Source organism: Paucibacter sediminis (genome assembly GCF_030254645.1).
GTDB classification, from domain to species: Bacteria; Pseudomonadota; Gammaproteobacteria; order Burkholderiales; family Burkholderiaceae_C; genus Paucibacter_B; species Paucibacter_B sediminis.
This window is the reverse complement of sequence record NZ_CP116346.1, coordinates 1536496-1554010: the sequence shown is the minus strand read 5'-3', so window position 1 is coordinate 1554010 and position 17515 is coordinate 1536496. Positions and strand designations below refer to the sequence as shown.

At 69.9% G+C, this 17515-nt stretch carries 14 protein-coding genes; 8 read left to right on the top strand and 6 right to left on the bottom strand.

Annotated features, from left to right (window positions below):
- Nucleotides 1–4: 4 nt before the first annotated feature.
- From PFX98_RS06960 to PFX98_RS06950, 3 genes are read right to left on the bottom strand one after another with little or no spacing between them, the layout of a single operon-like run.
- Nucleotides 5–1027 (bottom strand): GlxA family transcriptional regulator, encoded by a 1023-nt coding sequence (locus PFX98_RS06960; protein WP_285234456.1) that lies wholly within the window; start codon nt 1025–1027, stop codon nt 5–7.
- A gap of 33 nt (nt 1028–1060) precedes the next feature.
- The gene (locus tag PFX98_RS06955; RefSeq protein WP_285234455.1) at nt 1061–2191 is read right to left on the bottom strand and encodes a succinylglutamate desuccinylase/aspartoacylase family protein; all 1131 of its coding nucleotides are present in this window, start codon (nt 2189–2191) and stop codon (nt 1061–1063) included.
- 11 nt (nt 2192–2202) lie between these two features.
- Entirely contained in the window at nt 2203–3615 is a 1413-nt protein-coding gene (locus tag PFX98_RS06950) for a cyanophycinase (RefSeq protein WP_285234454.1), read from the bottom strand.
- A gap of 267 nt (nt 3616–3882) precedes the next feature.
- Here PFX98_RS06950 and PFX98_RS06945 point away from each other — a divergent pair, with 267 nt between their 5' ends.
- The 6 genes from PFX98_RS06945 (at nt 3883) to PFX98_RS06920 (ending at nt 12696) form a co-directional block, all read left to right on the top strand.
- Nucleotides 3883–6612, top strand: a complete 2730-nt coding sequence (locus tag PFX98_RS06945; protein WP_285234453.1) for a TonB-dependent receptor — start codon at nt 3883–3885, stop codon at nt 6610–6612.
- The gene (locus tag PFX98_RS06940) at nt 6569–7711 is read left to right on the top strand and encodes a serine hydrolase domain-containing protein (protein WP_285234452.1); all 1143 of its coding nucleotides are present in this window, start codon (nt 6569–6571) and stop codon (nt 7709–7711) included. Before PFX98_RS06945 ends, PFX98_RS06940 begins: the two co-directional genes overlap by 44 nt.
- A gap of 52 nt (nt 7712–7763) precedes the next feature.
- Nucleotides 7764–9827, top strand: a complete 2064-nt coding sequence (locus PFX98_RS06935) for a M13 family metallopeptidase (RefSeq protein WP_285234451.1) — start codon at nt 7764–7766, stop codon at nt 9825–9827.
- 63 nt (nt 9828–9890) lie between these two features.
- Complete coding sequence (locus PFX98_RS06930; protein ID WP_285234450.1) at nt 9891–11006, top strand: ABC transporter substrate-binding protein; 1116 nt, start codon at nt 9891–9893, stop codon at nt 11004–11006.
- A 253-nt stretch (nt 11007–11259) separates the two neighbouring features.
- Entirely contained in the window at nt 11260–11727 is a 468-nt protein-coding gene (locus PFX98_RS06925) for an Lrp/AsnC family transcriptional regulator (protein ID WP_285234449.1), read from the top strand.
- Nucleotides 11728–11730: 3 nt separating this feature from the next.
- A complete protein-coding gene (locus PFX98_RS06920) occupies nt 11731–12696 on the top strand; it encodes an extracellular catalytic domain type 1 short-chain-length polyhydroxyalkanoate depolymerase (protein WP_285234448.1) in 966 nt (321 codons plus the stop codon).
- On the opposite strand, the gene PFX98_RS06915 is transcribed toward PFX98_RS06920, so the two are convergent.
- Nucleotides 12672–14384, bottom strand: coding sequence for a phospholipase D-like domain-containing protein (locus PFX98_RS06915; RefSeq protein WP_285234447.1), 1713 nt, complete (start codon nt 14382–14384; stop codon nt 12672–12674). The genes PFX98_RS06920 and PFX98_RS06915 overlap by 25 nt on opposite strands.
- A gap of 154 nt (nt 14385–14538) precedes the next feature.
- On the opposite strand from PFX98_RS06915, the gene PFX98_RS06910 reads away from it, so the two are divergent.
- Complete coding sequence (locus PFX98_RS06910; protein WP_285234446.1) at nt 14539–14916, top strand: SirB2 family protein; 378 nt, start codon at nt 14539–14541, stop codon at nt 14914–14916.
- 6 nt (nt 14917–14922) lie between these two features.
- On the opposite strand, the gene PFX98_RS06905 is transcribed toward PFX98_RS06910, so the two are convergent.
- Both PFX98_RS06905 and PFX98_RS06900 read right to left on the bottom strand, forming a co-directional pair.
- Nucleotides 14923–15345, bottom strand: a complete 423-nt coding sequence (locus tag PFX98_RS06905) for a VOC family protein (protein WP_285234445.1) — start codon at nt 15343–15345, stop codon at nt 14923–14925.
- 102 nt (nt 15346–15447) lie between these two features.
- Nucleotides 15448–16425 (bottom strand): hypothetical protein, encoded by a 978-nt coding sequence (locus PFX98_RS06900; protein ID WP_285234444.1) that lies wholly within the window; start codon nt 16423–16425, stop codon nt 15448–15450.
- Between the two features lie 205 nt (nt 16426–16630).
- Here PFX98_RS06900 and PFX98_RS06895 point away from each other — a divergent pair, with 205 nt between their 5' ends.
- On the top strand, nt 16631–17488 hold the full coding sequence (locus PFX98_RS06895) for a hypothetical protein (RefSeq protein ID WP_285234443.1): 858 nt from the start codon (nt 16631–16633) through the stop codon (nt 17486–17488).
- Nucleotides 17489–17515 lie beyond the last annotated feature (27 nt).

Below are 17515 nucleotides of genomic sequence, written 5' to 3'. Positions count from 1 at the left end.
ATCCTCATGCCGGGGGGCGCCAGGCCTGGCTCTGGCGGCTGCGCTCCTCGCGCGGCGTGCAGCCAAAGCCGGCGCGGTAGGCGTTGGAAAAATGCGAGGCGGTGGCGAAGCCGCAGGACAGGCCGATCTGCAGCACCGACTGGCTGGTCTGGCGCAACATGCGGCGCGCCCGCTCCAACCGCAGGCTCAGGTACCAGCGCGCCGGCAGGGTGTCCAGATGCTGCTTGAAGAGGCGCTCCAGCTGGCGGCGCGACACGCCCACCAGGCCGGCGATGTCCTCGGTGGACAGCGGCTCGCCGAGATTGGCCTCCATCAGCGCCACCGCCTCCGCCAGCTTGGCCGAGCCGCCGTTGTTGCCGGCGCCGCCCAGGCGGCCGCTCTGGCGCTGGTGCTCGTCGCGGCCGCGCAGGCGCTCCAGCCCCAGGGCCATGGCCAGCTCCTGCGCAATGCGCTCGCCGTGGCGCTGGCCCAGCCAGGCCAGCAGCAGGTCCTGGCTGGCCTGCTGGCCGGCGCAGCTGAGGCGGTCGCGGTCCAGCTCGTAGAGATGCTGGCTCAGCAGCACCTCGGGGTGGCGCTCGGCCAGCGCCGCGCCATGCGGCCAGCTGAGCGTGGCGCGGTAGCCGCGCAGCAGGCCGGCCTCGGCCAGCCAGGCCGCGCCGCAGCCCAGGCCGCCCAGCACCAGCCCGCGCGCGGCGCAGGCGCGCAGCCAGGGCAGCAGCGCGGGCGCCAGCGCCAGCGCCTCCTGCTCCTGCCAGGCGCCATCGCTGACCACGAACACCGCGTCCAGGCCGGGCTCGCGCGCGTCGTCACCGAGCTGGCCCAGCTCGGCCAGCGGCTGGCATTGCAGGCGTGCGCCCACGCCGGCCGTGACGCTGCGCTCGGCCCCCAGCAGCAGGCTCTCGTAGGCCTCGCCGTCCAACAGCTGCTTGGCGGCGGCCAGCGCCTCCATGGCGCCCGCCAGCGTCTGCAGGCCGAAGCCGGGCAGCAGCAGGAAGGCGCAACGCGTCAGTTTGATCGGGCCGGGCACCGACTCATCCTAAGGCCAATGCTGCACAGTCCCTCAGGCCGACAGCAGCTTGCCGGCGCGCAGCGCCTGGCGGCCCACCACCTTGCCCAGGCGCATGCCGGGCACCGCCATGCGGCGGTTCTCGCGCGCGAAGAACAGGCCGTCGATGGGGCTCGTGACGATGCTGCGCTGGCCGCTGATGGGGTCGATCAGCTCGGCCACCGGCTCGCCGGCGCGCAGGCGCGCACCGACCTCGCGCAGGAACACCAGCACCCCGCCCTGCGGCGCCAGCAGCGGCATCGAGCCCGACAGCGGCAGGCCCTCGCAAGCCGCCTCGGGTAGCTGCGCCACGGCGCCGCTGATGAGGCCGCGCTCGGCCAGGTAATGCACGATGGCCAGCGCGTCGCGGCGCGCCAGCTCGTGGCGCACATCGCTCTCGCCACGCAGCTCGATGGTGGCGGCCAGGCAGGCCAGCGGCAGCGGCCAGCCGGCGCTGGGGCCGTTGGCCAGGCGCGCGCGCAGCCGCGCCCAGACCATCGAGCAGGCCTCGTCGAAGGGGTCGTCGCCCGAGGCATCGGCCAGCAGCGCCAGCTCGGCGCCCAGGCAGCGGCCCAGCAGGGCGGCCTCGGGCCAGAGCGCCTCGGCGGTATAGAAATGCAGCAGGGCCTCGCCATCGCAATGCAGGTCCAGCACGATGTCGGCATCGATCGCCAGGCTCAGCAGGGTGCGGCGCAGGCTGGCCAGCACGGTGCCGGCCGGCAGCGCGGCCACCGCCTCGCGCAGCGCCGCGCGCACCAGCTGCACATTGGCCAGCGGGTCCGGCCCCAACAGGCCTTGCACCTGGTGTGCCACCGGCTCGGCCAGGTCGGCATAGTGGCGGTTGAAGTTCTCGCCGCTGTAGAACTCGAAGCGGCCCTGCATGCCGCGCAGCTGCCACTGGCTCATGCCCAGCGGGTTGGCGGCCGGCACCAGCACGATCTCGCCCTCGATGCGGCCGGCGGCTTCCAGCTCGTCCAGCAGCTCGCGCAGGTGCTGGGCCACCAGCATGCCCGGCACCTCGTCGGCGTGCAACGAGGCCTGGATGCTGGCCTTGAGCCCGTGGCCGGGGCGGCCGTAATGCAGGCTGATGAGTTCATGTGTCAGCCCCGGGGTGGCCGGGAGCAGGGCATGGCGGACGATCTGCATGGCCCGGCCGCCTATTGCGCGCTGCCGTCGCGCTCGGTCGCGGCGGGGCTGGTGCCGCGGTTGGCCGGCGCCCAGGGGCCGTAGAGCGGCTGCGGCAGGCGCACCGGGGTGATGTCGAGGTAGAGGTTGATGACGGTGTAGTCCTCGGGGCCCAGCTCGTCGGTGCTCCAGCCTATGCTGCCGGGGCCCTTGTAGAGGCGGAACACGAAACCCAGCTCGGCCAGGCTCTCGCCCGGCTTGGGCGCGGCCTCGAAGCTGATGCCGCGCACCTCGGGCAGGTTGCTGTCGATCAGGTAGCTCATCGCGTTGGAGATCGCCGAATCGCCTAGCATGTCGGAATAGAACAGCGGGTCGGTGTAATAGGGCTTGAAGTCGGGCGCGCCGGGCTCCAGCCTCTGGCTGCGCAGCTTCAGGGCTGACGGCGTGGTGACGCGCGTCTTCAGGTTGAAGCGGTCGCCATGGTCCAGATAGGTCAGGCGCGCATTGGTGAGGTTGAGCGCGCCCAGGGTCGGGTCGCTCTTCACGTCGGTCAGATCCACCAGCAGGGCACCCTTGCCGCCGATCACCTCGACCTCGTCGCCGCGAATCACCGCGGCCGAGTTCTCCTCCACGCCCAGGCCCAGCTTGTAGCCCTTGGCCATCATCAGCGGGATCATGCGGCCGAAGCGGCCGCGCTTGAGGAAATGCTGGTCGACGAACAGATCGGGGCCGACGAAGCCGAGGCCGCGGTCGATCTGCTTGCCCTCGGTCCACTTGCCCTTCATGATGCTGATGACGCTGGGTGCGTCGCGGAACATCACCTTGCTCATGATGGCGGCGCCGGCCGAGGTGCCGGCCACCACACCGCCGCGGCGGTAGACGTCCCAGATCGCGTCGAGCATGGGCGTGGCATGGCCGCCGGGGTAGAGCACGTCGACGATGCGCTCCTGCGAGCCGCCGGTGAAGAACACGCCCTTGGCATTGCGCACCTTGGCGATCAGGGCCGGGTCGCGCACCACCTTGTTGAGGTCCACCCAGCCGAACTTGGGCGCCACTGGCAGAGCCTCGGCCACCGCACCGCGGCGCTGCAGCAGCTCCACCACCTGCTTGGCGCTGCTTTCCGGATCTTCCGCGGCGGTGCCGAACACCACGAAGCGCGCGCCCTTGCCGCCGGCCAGGCTCACCAGCCGGCCCCAGACCTCGTCGTTGTCGGACTTCAGCGCCCCGCCGATCGGCACCGCATGGCCCTTGATGGCCGGCTCGGCCGCATCGCTGGCGGGCGGCGCGGCCAGCACATGGCTGATCGCCGGCGGGGTCTTGGGCGCGGGCGGCGTCTTGGCGGCGCTGGGCGTGGCGGCCTGCGCGGCCAGCCAGCAGGCGCTGGCCAGCAAGAGGGTCAGGCCTTGCGCGCCGAGTCTCAGGGGGTGTCGGGAGTTGCTTTGCATGCTGGTGATGGCCAAGTGCCGCGTTAGGTGCCGATGATGGCAGCGCAGCATGGCCCCGGCCATGCGGGGCGCTGCCGGCCGCGCAATTGAAAAACTACATGTCGCTTCCACGCAAGCGGCCGCAGCGCGGCTTGCCTTGAAGCGACAGCCAGTTGCAAGCAAGCGACTTGGCGCGGAAACCCGTGGTGATCGCGGGGCCGGCTGTTCCTAGACTGGCCCGGCGCGTTCCGTCGTTCAATTGCCCGTCACCCCCTTGGAGAAGCAAGCATGAAACCAGCCCTGCGCCCCTACCTCGCCGCATCTTCGCTGCCGCCGCAAATGCGCAGCACCGCGCTGGCCGCGGCCCTGATGCTGGCCCTGCCGGCCTGGGCGCAGAGCACCGACACGCTGAACCGCGTGGAGATCACCGGCTCCGCCATCAAGCGCCTGGAGAGCGAGGGCGCGCTGCCGGTGCAGGTGATCAGCCGCGAGGACATCACCAAGCAGGGCCTCACCACCGCGGCCGAGATCGTCGCCCGGCTCAGCGCCAGCGCCAGCAACCTGACCGATGGCGGCAGCATCGGCTACGGCGGCTTCCGCGACCAGATGGGCATGAATGGCGCCAATCTGCGCGGCATCGGCGTGTCGTCCACGCTGGTGCTGCTGAACGGCCGGCGCATGGCCAACTTCGCCTCGCCCGGCGATGCCTCGGGCGTGGACCTCAACAGCATTCCGGCCGCTGCGATCCAGCGCGTCGAGGTGCTGCTGGACGGCGCCTCGGCGCTCTACGGCAGCGATGCCATCGGCGGCGTGATCAACTTCATCACCCGCAAGGACTACCGCGGCGTCGAGCTCAATGCCAGTGCCGGCGGCACCAGCGAGGGCGGCGGAGCCAAGCGCACCGCCTCGGTGGCCGGCGGCGCTGGCGACGTGAGCCGCGACGGCTTCAATGTGTTCGGCGTGATCGACCTGCAGCGCACCAGCAGCCTGAACGCCAACCAGCGCAAGTTCATCGACGAGCTGAAGATCCCCGAGCGCCTGCCGGACCTGCTCTCCAGCGCCTCCTTCCCCGGCAATATCCGGCTCAGCAGCAGCCAGCGCAGGACGCTCATCGCCGACGGCTTCTCCACCAATGGCAAGAGCGTCATCAGCAGCCGCACCATCAACCCGGCCGCGGCCAAGGGCTGCAATGGGCCCTCCTCGCTCTACCTGCCGGACGGCATCGGCGGCGTGGACGGCTGTACCTACGACTACATGCGCGACATCGAGCTCTACCCGGAGTCCGACAAGGCCAGCCTGTTCGGGCGCGGCGTGTTCGACCTGGGCAGCGGCCACCAGTTCTTTGCCGAGGCCTCGCTGAGCCGCTCCAAGACCCTGTACACCGGCACGCCGAATCGCGTCGATGCCGACATGGACGTGTCCAAGGTGCCCGCGCTGGCCGGCACCAGCCTGGCCAAGCTGGCGGCCGATGACGAAGACCGCATCATGACCGTGCGCACCCGGCTCAGCGAGGCCGGCCTGCGCACCAGCGAGCTGGTGTCGACCAACCAGCGCTATGTGGCCGGCGTGAACGGCACGCTCGCCAAGTGGGACTACGAGGTCGCCTTCAACCACAGCAGCAGCACCGTCTCCGATCGCGACCACCAGGGCTATCTCAACGAGCCCATGATCCGCGACGGCTTTGCCGCCGGCACGCTCAACCCCTTCGGCCCCTCCAGCGCGGCCGGCCTGGCGCTGTACGAGGCGGCGCAGATCCGCGGCGAGGTGCGGCGCGCCGAAGGCAGCATGGACAGCCTGGACTTCAAGGCCAGCCGCGCGCTCGGGGCCCTGGCCGGCGGCGACCTGGCCCTGGCCCTGGGCGGCGAATTCCGCCGCGAGAAGCAGAACTACCGCCAGTCCGATGCGCTGGCGCAGGACCTGATCCTGGGCGAGACCTCGCAGGGCCCGGATGCCGACTTCGGCCATTCGCGCAAGGTGGCCGGCGTGTTCGCCGAGCTCAGCGCGCCGGTCACCAAGGAGCTGGAGCTGCAGGCCGCGCTGCGCTACGAGCGCTACCAGGTTACCGGCAGCGCCACCAGCCCCAAGCTGGGCCTGAAATACGTGCCGTCCAAGGAGCTGCTGCTGCGCGCCTCGGTGGGCGCGGGCTTCCGGGCGCCCAGCCTGTCGGACCTCTACCGCCCGGTCACCCAGGGCACCGCCGCCACCCTGGTGGACCCGGTGTGCATGGCCGCCGACCCCGGCAACACCGTGACCGACTGTTCCGACACCTGGGCCACCTTCCAGTTCAGCAACCCCAAGCTCAAGCCCGAGCGCTCGCGCCAGTTCTCGCTGGGCGCGGTGCTGGAGCCGCAGCGCGGCATGAACTTCAGCCTCGACTACTGGAACATCCAGAAGCGCGAGCTGATCAGCACCCTGGGGGTGGATTCCATCCTGGCCCATCTCGACAAATACGGCAGCCTGGTGCACCGCGACGAGGACGGTGTGATCGACCATATCGACCTGGTGAAGGAAAACCGCGGCCGCCAGAAGATCTCGGGCCTGGACCTGGGCGTGGCGCTGTCGGGCCTGAAGAGCAGCATCGGCACCTTCGGCCTGCGGCTGAATGGCACCTGGACGCTGGAGTCCAAGCAGCAGACCGGCAATGGCGATCCCTACATCAGCAACCTGGGCCACTTCATCAACGATGGCGTGGTGCAGCGCTGGCGCCATACGCTGGCGGCGGACTGGGAGCAGGGCCCCTGGAGCGCCACGCTGTCCAACAGCTACCTGTCCGCCTACACGGACCAGACCGTGATCGGCAAGGTCGATCGCCAGGTGGGCGCCTACTCGCTGTGGGATCTGACCGGGGCCTGGAAGTTCAACGCCGCGCTGACCCTGCGCGCCGGCGTGAAGAACCTGTTCAACACCGCCCCGCCGTTCTCGCAGCAGGCCTGGTTCTTCCTGTCCGGTTATGACCCGAGCTATACCGACACGCGTGGCCGCTTCTTCTACCTCAGCGCGCAATATCAATTCCGCTGATACCGGGCGGCGCCTGAGCCTGGCGGCGCTGGCCATGCTGGCCCTGCCCGCGCGCGGGCGTGCGGCCGAGCCGGAGGCCGCCGACGCGCCCGATGCACGCCTTGCGCAGCTGGCGCGCGAACTGCCGGCCTGGCTGGCCGAGCTGGACGTGCCGGGCGCGAGCCTGGTGCTGCTGCGCGAGGCCAGGGTCTGCTGGGCCGCCCACCTGGGCCTGCGCGAGCGCGGCGGCGCCGAGCCGGTGCGCGCCGACACGGTGTTCGAGGCCGCCTCGATGAGCAAGCCGGTGCTGGCCTATCTGGCCATGCAGCTGGTGCAGGCCGGGCGGCTGGCGCTGGACCGGCCGGTGCTGGACTATGCGGACGAGCGCTTCGAACCCGCGCAGCCGGCGCAGGCGCGCATCACCGCCCGCATGCTGCTCTCGCACAGCTCGGGCCTGCCCAACTGGCGCGCCGGCGATGCCGAGCATGGGCCGCTGCAGCTCGGCTTCGAGCCCGGCGCGCGTTTCGCGTATTCGGGCGAGGGCTATTACTACCTGCAGCGCGTGCTGGAGCGCATCACCGGCCTGCCGCTGCAGGCCCTGGCCGAGCGCCAGCTGTTCCAGCCCCTGGGCATGAGCCACAGCGGCTTTGTGCTCACGCCCGCGCTGGATGCCTTGCGCGCGCGCGGCCACGACGAAGCCGGCCGGCCGCTGCCGGCCAGCGACTACCGCCGGGCCAATGCCGGCTACACCCTCTACACCACTGCCGCCGACTACGCGCGTTTCATCGCCGCCCTGCTGGAGCCGCGGCCCGGCGCGGCGCATGCGCTCGGCGCCGAGTGGCGCAGCGCCATGCTGGCGCCGCAGCTCGAGGCCGGCGACCGCCAGCCCCTGCCGCGGCCCGCCCGGGCGCGCGGCGACCGGGTGTTCTGGAGCCTGGGCTGGGCGGTCGAGCGCGGCGCGCAGGGCCTGATCGCCTATCACAGTGGTACCAACAGCACGGGGTTCCGCTGTTTCAGCCAGTTCGCGCCGGCGCGCGGCAGCGGCCTGGTGCTGATGAGCAACGGCCTGGCCGGCAACAAACTCTGGCAGCGCCTGCTGGCGCTGCTGGGTGACCTTTGAGCGCGGCCCGCGCTTGGCCGAGAATGCCGGCTCTTCACCAAAGAGCCGCACCATGCCCAAGAAGCAGTTGTTGTTGTCCCTCGCCGCCGCCGCCGTCTGCGGTCTGGCCGCCGCCCAGGAGACGCCCCTCGCCAGCCTGCCCTACACGCCCAGCCTCGACCCGGCGGCGATGGATCGCACGGCCGATCCCTGCGAGGATCTCTACCAATATGCCTGCGGCGGCTGGCTGAGCAACAACCCGGTGCCGCCCGACCAGTCGCGCTGGTCCGTGTATGCCAAGATGGCCAACGAGAACCAGCGCTACCTCTGGGGCACGCTGGAGCAGCTGGCCAGGGACGGCGCCGCCGGCGCCAAGCTGAGCGCCAACCAGGCCAAGATGGGCGACTACTTCGCCGCCTGCATGAACGAGGAGGCCGCCAACGCACAAGGCCTCAAGCCGCTGCAGCCGCTGCTGGACCGCATCGCCGCGCTCGGCAGCAAGCAGCAGCTGCCGGCCCTGCTGGCCGCCCTGCACCTGGTCAGCGGCAACGACCGCCTGCTGTTCGGTTTCGGCGCCAACCAGGATTTCGCCAACTCCAGCCAGGTGATCGCCTTCGCGGTGGCCGGCGGCATCAGCTTGCCCGACCGCGACATGTATCTGCAGCAGGACGAGAAGGCGCTGCAGCTGCGCGAGCAGTTCCGCAGCCATATCGCGCGCACCTTCGAAGCCCTGGGCGAAAGCCCCGCCGCCGCGCAGGCCGCCGCCCGCAGCGTGCTGGCCACCGAGACCCTGCTGGCGCGCGCCACGCTCAGCCGCGTCGACAAGCGCGACCCCTACAAGACATTCCACAAGCTCAACGCGCGCGGCCTGCAAGACCTGACCCCCGGCTTCGACTGGGCCGCCTACCGGCGCGCGCTCGGCGTGGATGCCAGGCTCAACACCGTCAACGTCACCGAGCCGGCCTTCTTCAAGGCGCTGGACAAGCATCTCAAGGCGATGAGCCTGGACGAGCTCAAGACCTATCTGCGCTGGCAGCTGGTGAGCAGCGCGGCGCCCTATCTCAACCAGGAGCTGGTGCAGCTGAACTTCGACTTCTTCGGCCAGGCGCTGAATGGCGTGCCGCAGCTCAAGAGCCGCTGGAAGCGCTGTGTCGAGCTGGTGGACGCGCAGCTGGGCGAGGCCCTGGGTCAGGAGTTCGTGCAGAAGAACTTCAGCCCCGAGCTGAAGGCCCAGACGCAGAAGATGACCGGCGAGATCGAGGCCGCGATGGCCGAGAGCGTGAACGCCCTGCCCTGGATGAGCGCGGCCACCAAGGCGCGCGCGATGGACAAGCTGCACAGCATCGTCAACAAGGTCGGCTACCCCGACCAGTGGCGCGACTACGGCGCCTTCGAGGTCTCGCGCAGCGATTTCCTCGCCAATGTGCAGCGCGGCAACGCCTTCGAGGCGCGGCGCCAGCTGGCCAAGATCGGCAAGCCGCTGGACCGCGGCGAATGGGGCATGACACCGCAGACGGTGAACGCCTATTACAACGCGCAGATGAACGACATCAACTTCCCGGCCGCGGTGCTGCAGCCGCCGCTTTACGACGCCAGGCTCGACGCCGCGCCCAACTATGGCAACACCGGCGGCACCATCGGCCACGAGCTGATCCATGGCTTCGACGACGAGGGCCGGCAGTTCGATGCCAAGGGCAATCTGAAGGACTGGTGGACCAGGAAGGATGCGAAGGCCTTCGAGCAGCGCGCCGCCTGCGTGGTGGACCAGTACGCCCAGTACACCATCGTCGACGACATCAAGATCAACAGCAAACTCACGCTGGGCGAGGACCTCGCCGACCTGGGCGGCCTGGTGCTGGCGCTGTCGGCCTGGAAGGCGCACACCGCCGGCATGGCGCTGGAAAACCGCGACGGCCTCACGCCCGAGCAGCGCTTCTTCGTCGGCTTCGCGCAATGGGACTGCAACAACGCGCGCCCCGAGGCGCTGCGTGTGCAGGCGCTCACCAACCCGCATTCGCCGGGCCGCTACCGCATCAATGGCGTGGTGGTGAACATGCCCGAGTTCGAGAAAGCCTTTGCCTGCAAGCCCGGGCAGCAGATGGTCAAGCCGCAGGCCGAGCGCTGCAAGGTCTGGTAAACGCGCGGACCTGGCCGCGGGCGTTTGCTTTTTGGCGGCGGACCTGAAAGACTGCTCGGCACCATGCCGAACCGCTCGCGCCGCCGCGCCCTCTGGGCCTTCGCCTGTCTGCTGGTGGGCGGCGGTGGCAGCGCTGCCGCCGCCGAGGCCGAGCTGCGCATCGCCGCCTCGGCGGCGCTGAGCGGGCCGGCCGCGGCGCTGGGCCGGCGCTACCACGCCGGGGCCAGGTCTTGCTTCGAGCAGGTCAACCGGCATGGCGGCATCGCCGGCGCGCGCATCGTGCTCGATCTGCGCGACGACGCCTACGAGCCCGAGCAGGCCGAGGCCAACACGCGCGCCTTCGTCGAGGACGAGCGCGTGCTGGCGCTGTTCGGCTATGTCGGCACGCCCACCAGCAAGGCGGCCCTGCCCTATGTGCGGCGCTGGCGCATCCCCTTTCTGGGCCCCTTCACCGGCGCCGACATCCTGTCGGAGCCCGGCAACCCGCAGGTCTTCAATGTGCGCGCCAGCTACCGCGAGGAGGCAGTGGCGCTGACGCAGGCCATGCACAAGGCCGGCGTGAAGCGCCTCAACGTGATGTACCAGGCCGATCTGTTCGGCCGCGCCGGGCTGGAGGCTATGCGCGCCGGCATCCAGCCCCTGGGTATCGCGCTGGGCGCGGTGGCCACCTTCAAGCGCAATACCGTGGACGTGCAAGAGGGCGTGCACGCCCTGGTGGGCAAGAGCAGTGCCGACGCGATCTTCGTGGTGGGCACCTACACCAGCATGGCGGCCTTCGTGAAGCAGGCGCGCGCGGCCGGCTTCAAGGGCCGCTTCTACAGCCTCTCCTTTGTCGGCCTGGAGCCCCTGCGCGAGGCTCTGCGCGCGGCCATGCAGGGCGTGACCGTGGCCCAGGTGGTGCCCGACGCCGAGGATCGCAGCATCCCGGTGGTGGCGGCCTACCAGCAGGCCATGCGCGAGGCCGGCGAGAAGAGCTTCGACTCGATCAGCCTGGAGGGCTACCTGGCCGCGCGCGTGCTGGTGGAGGGCTTGCGGCACGCGAAGCCGCCGCTCACGCGCGAGAGCCTGGAGCAGGCGCTGGCGACGCTGGGCGAGCTGGAGCTGGGGGGCTTCGGCGTGCACTATGGCGCCGAGCAGCGTCGCGGCTCCAGCTACCTGGGTTTGAAGACCGGGCCTTAGCGCTGCGGCAGCCGCCGCGCCAACGCCGCAACCCCAGACGCTTGTGGGGCCTGGGGTGTTCGAGCTGCAGGGCCAGCGGTCTTGGTGGGCCGCGCCTGCACCGCGTGGCGTTGGCCGGCGGTCTTTTTGTTCGCTGCTGATTGCAGTGCAGTCAGTGTAGGCGGCGGGGCGGGGCAGAAAATTGCGAAGATGGCTTGATCTTTGCGGACATTGGCAGAGAATTGCGCCAATCATAGGAATGTGGAACATCGTCATGGAGCTGGATCGAATTGACAGGCAGATTCTGCAAGTCCTCCAAGAGGACGGCCGCATCGCCAACCAGGAGCTGGCGGACCGCGTGGGCCTCTCGCCCTCGCCCTGCCTGCGGCGCGTGCGCGCACTCGAGGAGGCCGGCGTGATCGCCGGCTACCGCGCCCTGCTGGATGCCAAGAAGCTGGGCCTGAGCCTGATGGCGCTGGTGCATATCTCCATGGACCTGCACACGCCCGAGCGCTTTGCCAACTTCGAGGCCTCGGTGCGGCTTCTGCCCGAGGTGCTGGAATGCCTGCTCATCACCGGCCAGCAGGCCGATTACCAGCTCAAGCTGGTGGTGCGCGACATGGACCATTTCCAGAGCCTGCTGCTGGGCAAGCTGACGCGCATCCAGGGCGTCACCGGCGTGCATTCGAGCTTCGTGCTGCAGCATGTGGTGAACCGCACCGCGCTGCCGGTGGGGGGCTGAGCGATGGGCTGGCGTGCGCGCCTGCTTGGCGCCCTGCTGCTGGCCTGCGGCGCCCTGTCGGCCACGGCCAGCCCCATCAGCGCGCCCGGCGACTACCGCCTCAGCCTCCAGCATGGCGGGTTGACGCGCCATTACCTGCTGCATGTGCCGCGCAGCCTGCCGCCCGGCCAGCCCGCACCTCTGCTGCTGGCCCTGCATGGCGGCGGCGGGCATATGGAACTGCAGGCCGATGACGCGAAATACGGCCTCATCAGCAAGTCGGAACAGGCCGGCTTCATCGCCGTGTTCCCGAACGGCAGCAGCGCCTTTCCAGGCGGCCGGCTGGCGACCTGGAATGCCGGCAATTGCTGCGGCCGTGCGCGCGACCAGGGGGTCGACGATGTCGGCTTCGTGCGCGCCGTGGTGGCCGATGTGCAGGCCCGCCTGCCGGTGGACGCGCGGCGCATCTACGCCACCGGCATGTCCAACGGCGCCATGATGGCGCAGCGCCTGGCCTGCGAGGCGGCCGATCTGTTCAGCGGCATTGCCGCCGTGGCCGGCACCGACAACACGCAGCAATGCAGCCCGGCGCGCCCGATCGCGGTGCTGCTGATCCACGCGCGCGACGACGACCATGTGCTGTTCGGCGGCGGCGCCGGCCCGCAGGCCTTCCGCGACCGCAGCCAGGTCACCGAGTTCCGCTCGGTGCCCGCCACCCTGGCCGGCTGGATCGCCCGCAACGCCTGCCAGGCCCAGGCCAGCCGCGTGCTCGAGCGGCCGGGCGCCTATTGCGACCGCTACGCCGCCTGCCGCGGCGGCGCGGCGGTGCAGCTCTGCGTCACCGACAGCGGCGGCCATGCCTGGCCGGGCGGCGGGACGGTGCGCCGCGCCAAGGGCGCGCCCTCGCAGGCGCTCTCGGCCAATGAGGTGATGTGGGACTTCTTCAGCCGCACCGAGGCCGCGGCTCAGCCGGCCACACCAGCGAAATAGGCGCGCTGGCGGCTGCGGTCGCTGTTGCCGAAGTAGCCGCGCCACCATCGGTCCTTCACGTCCAGGTGCTTGAACTCGGGCGTGGCGCCCGGCGCGCCGGCGGCCAGCCATTCGCGGAAGGCGTAGTGGTTCCACAAGCGCATGTACTCGCCCAGGTAGATGTCGGCCACGCGCTTGTTGCCGCGTATCACCAGCATGTTCTCGTCGTTGGCGTTGGTGGAGGCGGCGCTGAAATTGGCCGAGCCGGTGATGACGATGGGGTCGGGGCCCAGCGGGTCGGCCAGCAGGAACTTGGTATGGATGTACTGCACATGGCTGTTCAGGCCGGTGAGCGTCTCCTTGGCCCAGCGGTCGAAGCTGTTGGCGGCGATGCGGTTGCCCACCGCGAAGCGGTTCTGCGGCATCTTGCGCAGCGCCAGCATCTCGGCCTCTTCCGCTGCCTGCCTGGCCTTGCTGATGCCGGGGCCCAGCAGCTTGTCCAGCAGGGCGTAGCGCAAGGGCGCCTGACCCTGGCGGTAGGCGGCCTTGAAGAGATCGTTCATGCCGAAGGCAAAGGTCATGAAGAGCGCGCCCGGGCTGCGCGCGGCGATCTCGGCATACCAGTTCAGCGCTTCCAGGCCGGGCTGGGGGCTGAACAGCCAGTTGCCGCCCTTGAGGGGCTTGCCCGCTGGCCTGACGTTCAGCGCCGCCAGCGCCGGCTTCAGCTGTGCCGGCGTGGGGTTGGCGGCGATCAGCTGCCAGCATTGCAGATAGGCGGCGGCCACCTTCGGGTCCTGCACCACATGCACGACGTTGGACTGGCCGAACACCCCGCCCCGGGAGAAATTGGTGGAGCCGGTGAGCACCGCCTCGGCCGCCCCGCCCTGCAGGCGCACGATGAATTTGTGGTGCGAGATCGGCGGGTTCTTCACGCCGACCTGGGTCACGCGCTCGGTGCAGATGGCCTGCAGCTGGGCCGCCGCTGCGGTGGCGCGGTTGTCGTCGCGCGGGAACACCGCACCGGTCTTGGCATCGGGTGGGTTGGGGCAGCCGTCGTAGACGATCTGCACGTCCACGCCGCGCGCCCTGGCGGCACGCAAGGCCTCGGCCACGGCCGGCAGGCGGAACTCGTAGGCCGCCACGCGCAGGCCGAAGCCGGGCCCGCTGGCCGCGGCGATGAACTGCTCGATGGCCTCGAAGGCGCCGCGCGAGAGCCAGGCCCAGCGCGGGTCGGTGTCGGGCGCCTGGGCCAGGCTGGGCGTGCCGGCAAAGCGGCGCGCGTATTCCTGCGAGGCGGCGGCGCCGCGGTTGAAGAACACATCGTGGTCGCCGCCGGCCTCGGTCTCGGTGGCCACCGTCAGCGTCACCGCCTCGCTGGCCTGCAGGTTCTCTGGGCTGCCGCGCAGCGCCACCACGCGGTAGCTGTAGCGATGGCCGGGCTTGGCGCTGAAGTCCGACCAGGTGAAGCCCTGGATGGGATGCTGGCGCGTCGAGTAGCGCGCCTCGGGTCCGAAGCCGGGGTCGGTGGCGGCGAAGGTCTTCATGCCCTCCAGCCAATAGGCCTCGTCCTCGTCGTGGTCGCTGCGGTGGATGGCAAAGCCCAGCAGGCCCGGGCAGCGGCTGGCATCCAGGTGCATGGCCAGCAGCACCACATGGCTGCCGGCAATGGCGCGCACCGTCAGGCCAGCACTCGTCTTGCGAACTCTCATGGCGGCTCCCGCAGGGCGGGCCAGGGCTTGGCCCAGGGAATGGATACCATGTCGCCCGGCCGGCCACAAGCGTCGGCCTCCTAAAGCAAGATGACAGCAGCCTGCCTTGACAGCGCCCCGGGCGCTGCCCAAGCTCTGCACAGAGGGATTCGATATGAGCTGGTTCTATTCGCAGATGCAGGACATGCACATCCTGCTGGCCTGGTGCAGCGTGGCGCTTTTTCTGGTGCGCGGCCTGGCCCTGCAGTTCAAGGCCGAATGGCCGCTGGACGTGCGCCTGCGCGCGCTGGTGTTCGGCGTCAACTTCCTGCTGGTGATCGCCGGCCTGAGCCTGTGGGGATCGCTCAACTACAACCCCTTGGTGCACACCTGGCTGCTCGCCAAGTTCATCGCCATCGCCGCCTACCTGGCCTGCGGGCATTGGGCGATGGGCCGCGGCGAGTTCAGCCTGCTGGCTTATCTGGCGGGCCTGCTGATGCTGGGCTATGTGATGGCCGTGGCCACCACACGCGATCCGCTGCTGGGTTTCTGAGCCGCCTCAAACGGCGATCAGCTCGCCATTGACGATCCAGGGCGTGCCGAACTTGTCGATCAGCATGCCCCAGCGCTTGGCCCAGAAGGCGCCCTGCATGGGCATGGTCACCTGGCCACCCTCGGCCAGGGTGGCGAATACGCGCTCGGCCTCGGCCGCGCTTGCATAGTCCAGCGTGATCGAGACGCCCTTGATGCCCTCGTAGGGCAGGTGGGCCGGTGCGTCGCCCGCGTACAGCATGCCGCCGCCGGGCAGCACCAGGCGCGCATGCAGGATGCGCTGCGCGAACTCGGGCGGGATCTGTGCTGCCATGGGCGATTCCGCGCCGCTCATCAGCACCTCGAGCTTGCCGCCCAGGGCTCGTTCGTAATAGCGCATGGCGTCGGCACAGTTGCCGTTGAAGGCGAGATAGGCGATGGCCTGGGTCATGAGAGGCTCCTTGATGGTGGTTTCGTGAAGCGCCGGCTGCTTTTTAGCAGCAGCCCGCATGCCCACGACGAAGGGCCGCGGCCGGATTCGACAGCGCCCGCCTCAGAACTTCATCTTCAGGCTGCCGCCCATGGCCCAGGCGCGGCCGCGCGGGCTCAGCGCATCCGGGCGCGGCCAGAAATGGCCCACCAACAGCTCGCCCAGCAGCCAGTCCTTGTGCAGCGGCTGCTCCCACTTCACTTGCAGGCCATAGTCCGACACCGCCACGCCCGAGCCCTGCTGGCCGTTGCACAAGGCCTCCAGCGAGAGCAGGCGCTGGTCGCCAAAGGAGCGGTAGGCGCCCAGCCCGCTGGACCAGTCGAACTTCTTCGAGTGCTGGGTGATGGTGGCGGCATTCAGCCAGCGCATTGCCAGCGTGGCGCTGAAGGCATGCTCGTAGGAGAGCGCGGTGGTCGAGCCCAGGCGCTCGTCGAGCGACCAGAACAGGGTCTCGCGGAACTCCACCAGATCGGCCGGGCCGAGCTGCCAGGGCCTTTTGTAGCGCGCCTGCGCATAGGGCTTGAGGCCGCCGCGCAGGCCCAGGCGGAACTGCAGCGACTCATGCGCCAGCAGGCCGATGCCGGCGAAGAAGGCGCGGTCGGCCGGGTTCTCGGGCAGCAGGCGCTGCTGGCGCGAGAAGGCGTCGGGCTTGTCGCTGATGACCTCGCGCCGGTCGTCGCGGCCGAGGAAGAGGTAGGCGCGGTCTTCGAGATTGGGCAGGCGCACGCGCGCGTTGAAGCGCAGGCTGAAGTCGGCCTTCTCGTGCTGGCGCGTCAGCAGGGTGAGGCCCAGCAGGCCGTCGCTGACCTTGCCGCCCTGCGAGAAGGGCTTGTTGCCGAACCAGCCATCCACGCCGCGCGCCAGCCATTCGGTGCTGGAGCGCACCGAGCGGCGCGTGTTCTCGAGCGCTTGCTCCACCTCGGGCGAGGCTGCCTCGGGCTCGTCGGCGGCCAGCGCGGCCCAGGGCATGCAGCACAGCGTGAGCGCGGCCAGCCAGCCATATGCCCCTGCCGCCCGCCCGCTTGGTCTGCTGCCCATCATGGTGTTGGATTCGGCTTGCCCTGCGTCGATTGTGAACCCGCCAGCCGGGCGCGAATGCGAGCAATTGTGTGTTCCACCGGCGCCGCTGAAGGAGAGCTAGGCGTGCCGTGTGCGTGATGCTGTCATCTTCGTTCGAAACACACAGGGTTGCCGGGCCGGCTTCACAGAATCGGTCTCCTGTTCAACCACGAGAGCCCGGCTCACCATGTCTACATCCACCGCCATCCCCTGCCAGCGCCGCCGCGCGCCTGGCGCCGCCCTGTCGCTGTCGCTGCTGCTCGGCGCCCTGCTTCCCAGCGCGCCGGCGCTGGCCGACGCCGAACGTCAGGCCACGGCTAGCCTGGCGCCGAGTCAACTGGTCGGCCTAGACCTGAATCTGCAGATCGAGAAGGTGGCCCCGGCCGCAGCGCTGCCCAACCAGGGCGTGATCGTGAAGCGCTATCTGGCGCAGGGGCTCTGGACTTCGCAGGGCGCCGGCGGCCCCGGCCATCGCCAGGCCAGCGGCAGCTACCAACTGCGCCATGGCGGCGACCACATGCTGGAGGAGCGCTCGGTCGATGACAGCGGCCAAGCCCAGTCCAGCACCCGCTACAGCTTCGAGCATCCGCGTGGCGGCACCTGGGTGCAAAGCCTCAACCATGGGCAGCAACAGCTCAGCGGGCATTTCACCGTCGCACCCAGCCAGCCCGGCCCGGCCCAGCAGCTGGCCCCGGCCAGCAACGCCGGCCTGCACGTGGCCCTGATCATCAAGCAGGCGCTGGCGCCGACCCTGCCGCCCGGCGTCTTCCCCTCGGCCGGCCTGGTGCTGCAAAGCTATGCCGCCGACGGCACGCTGAGCTTCCAGGGTTTCGGCCCCGGTAACATCAACTCCAAGGGCAGCTACAGCTACAAGCGGCTCTCAGCCAACACGGCGGTGGAGGAAGCCACCCAGACCAGCGACTTCTTCAGCCTGCCCTACACCATGGTCTACACGTTCAAGACGCCCAACTCGGGCACCTGGTACCAGAACTTCTACAACGGTCTGATCCAGTTCTCGGGCACCTTCGACACCTTCCCGCGCTGAGCGCACTTGCCAGGCGGCCCTGGGCCG

Excerpts from the sequence above, each read along its gene's own strand:
- PFX98_RS06955 (WP_285234455.1), bottom strand. The coding sequence starts at position 2,191 with ATGCAGATCGTCCGCCATGCCCTGCTCCCGGCCACCCCGGGGCTGACA.
- PFX98_RS06950 (WP_285234454.1), bottom strand. The coding sequence starts at position 3,615 with ATGCAAAGCAACTCCCGACACCCCCTGAGACTCGGCGCGCAAGGCCTG.
- PFX98_RS06945 (WP_285234453.1), top strand. The coding sequence starts at position 3,883 with ATGAAACCAGCCCTGCGCCCCTACCTCGCCGCATCTTCGCTGCCGCCG.
- PFX98_RS06935 (WP_285234451.1), top strand. The coding sequence starts at position 7,764 with ATGCCCAAGAAGCAGTTGTTGTTGTCCCTCGCCGCCGCCGCCGTCTGC.
- PFX98_RS06930 (WP_285234450.1), top strand. The coding sequence starts at position 9,891 with ATGCCGAACCGCTCGCGCCGCCGCGCCCTCTGGGCCTTCGCCTGTCTG.
- PFX98_RS06925 (WP_285234449.1), top strand. The coding sequence starts at position 11,260 with ATGGAGCTGGATCGAATTGACAGGCAGATTCTGCAAGTCCTCCAAGAG.
- PFX98_RS06920 (WP_285234448.1), top strand. The coding sequence starts at position 11,731 with ATGGGCTGGCGTGCGCGCCTGCTTGGCGCCCTGCTGCTGGCCTGCGGC.
- PFX98_RS06915 (WP_285234447.1), bottom strand. The coding sequence starts at position 14,384 with ATGAGAGTTCGCAAGACGAGTGCTGGCCTGACGGTGCGCGCCATTGCC.
- PFX98_RS06910 (WP_285234446.1), top strand. The coding sequence starts at position 14,539 with ATGAGCTGGTTCTATTCGCAGATGCAGGACATGCACATCCTGCTGGCC.
- PFX98_RS06905 (WP_285234445.1), bottom strand. The coding sequence starts at position 15,345 with ATGACCCAGGCCATCGCCTATCTCGCCTTCAACGGCAACTGTGCCGAC.
- PFX98_RS06900 (WP_285234444.1), bottom strand. The coding sequence starts at position 16,425 with ATGATGGGCAGCAGACCAAGCGGGCGGGCGGCAGGGGCATATGGCTGG.
- PFX98_RS06895 (WP_285234443.1), top strand. The coding sequence starts at position 16,631 with ATGTCTACATCCACCGCCATCCCCTGCCAGCGCCGCCGCGCGCCTGGC.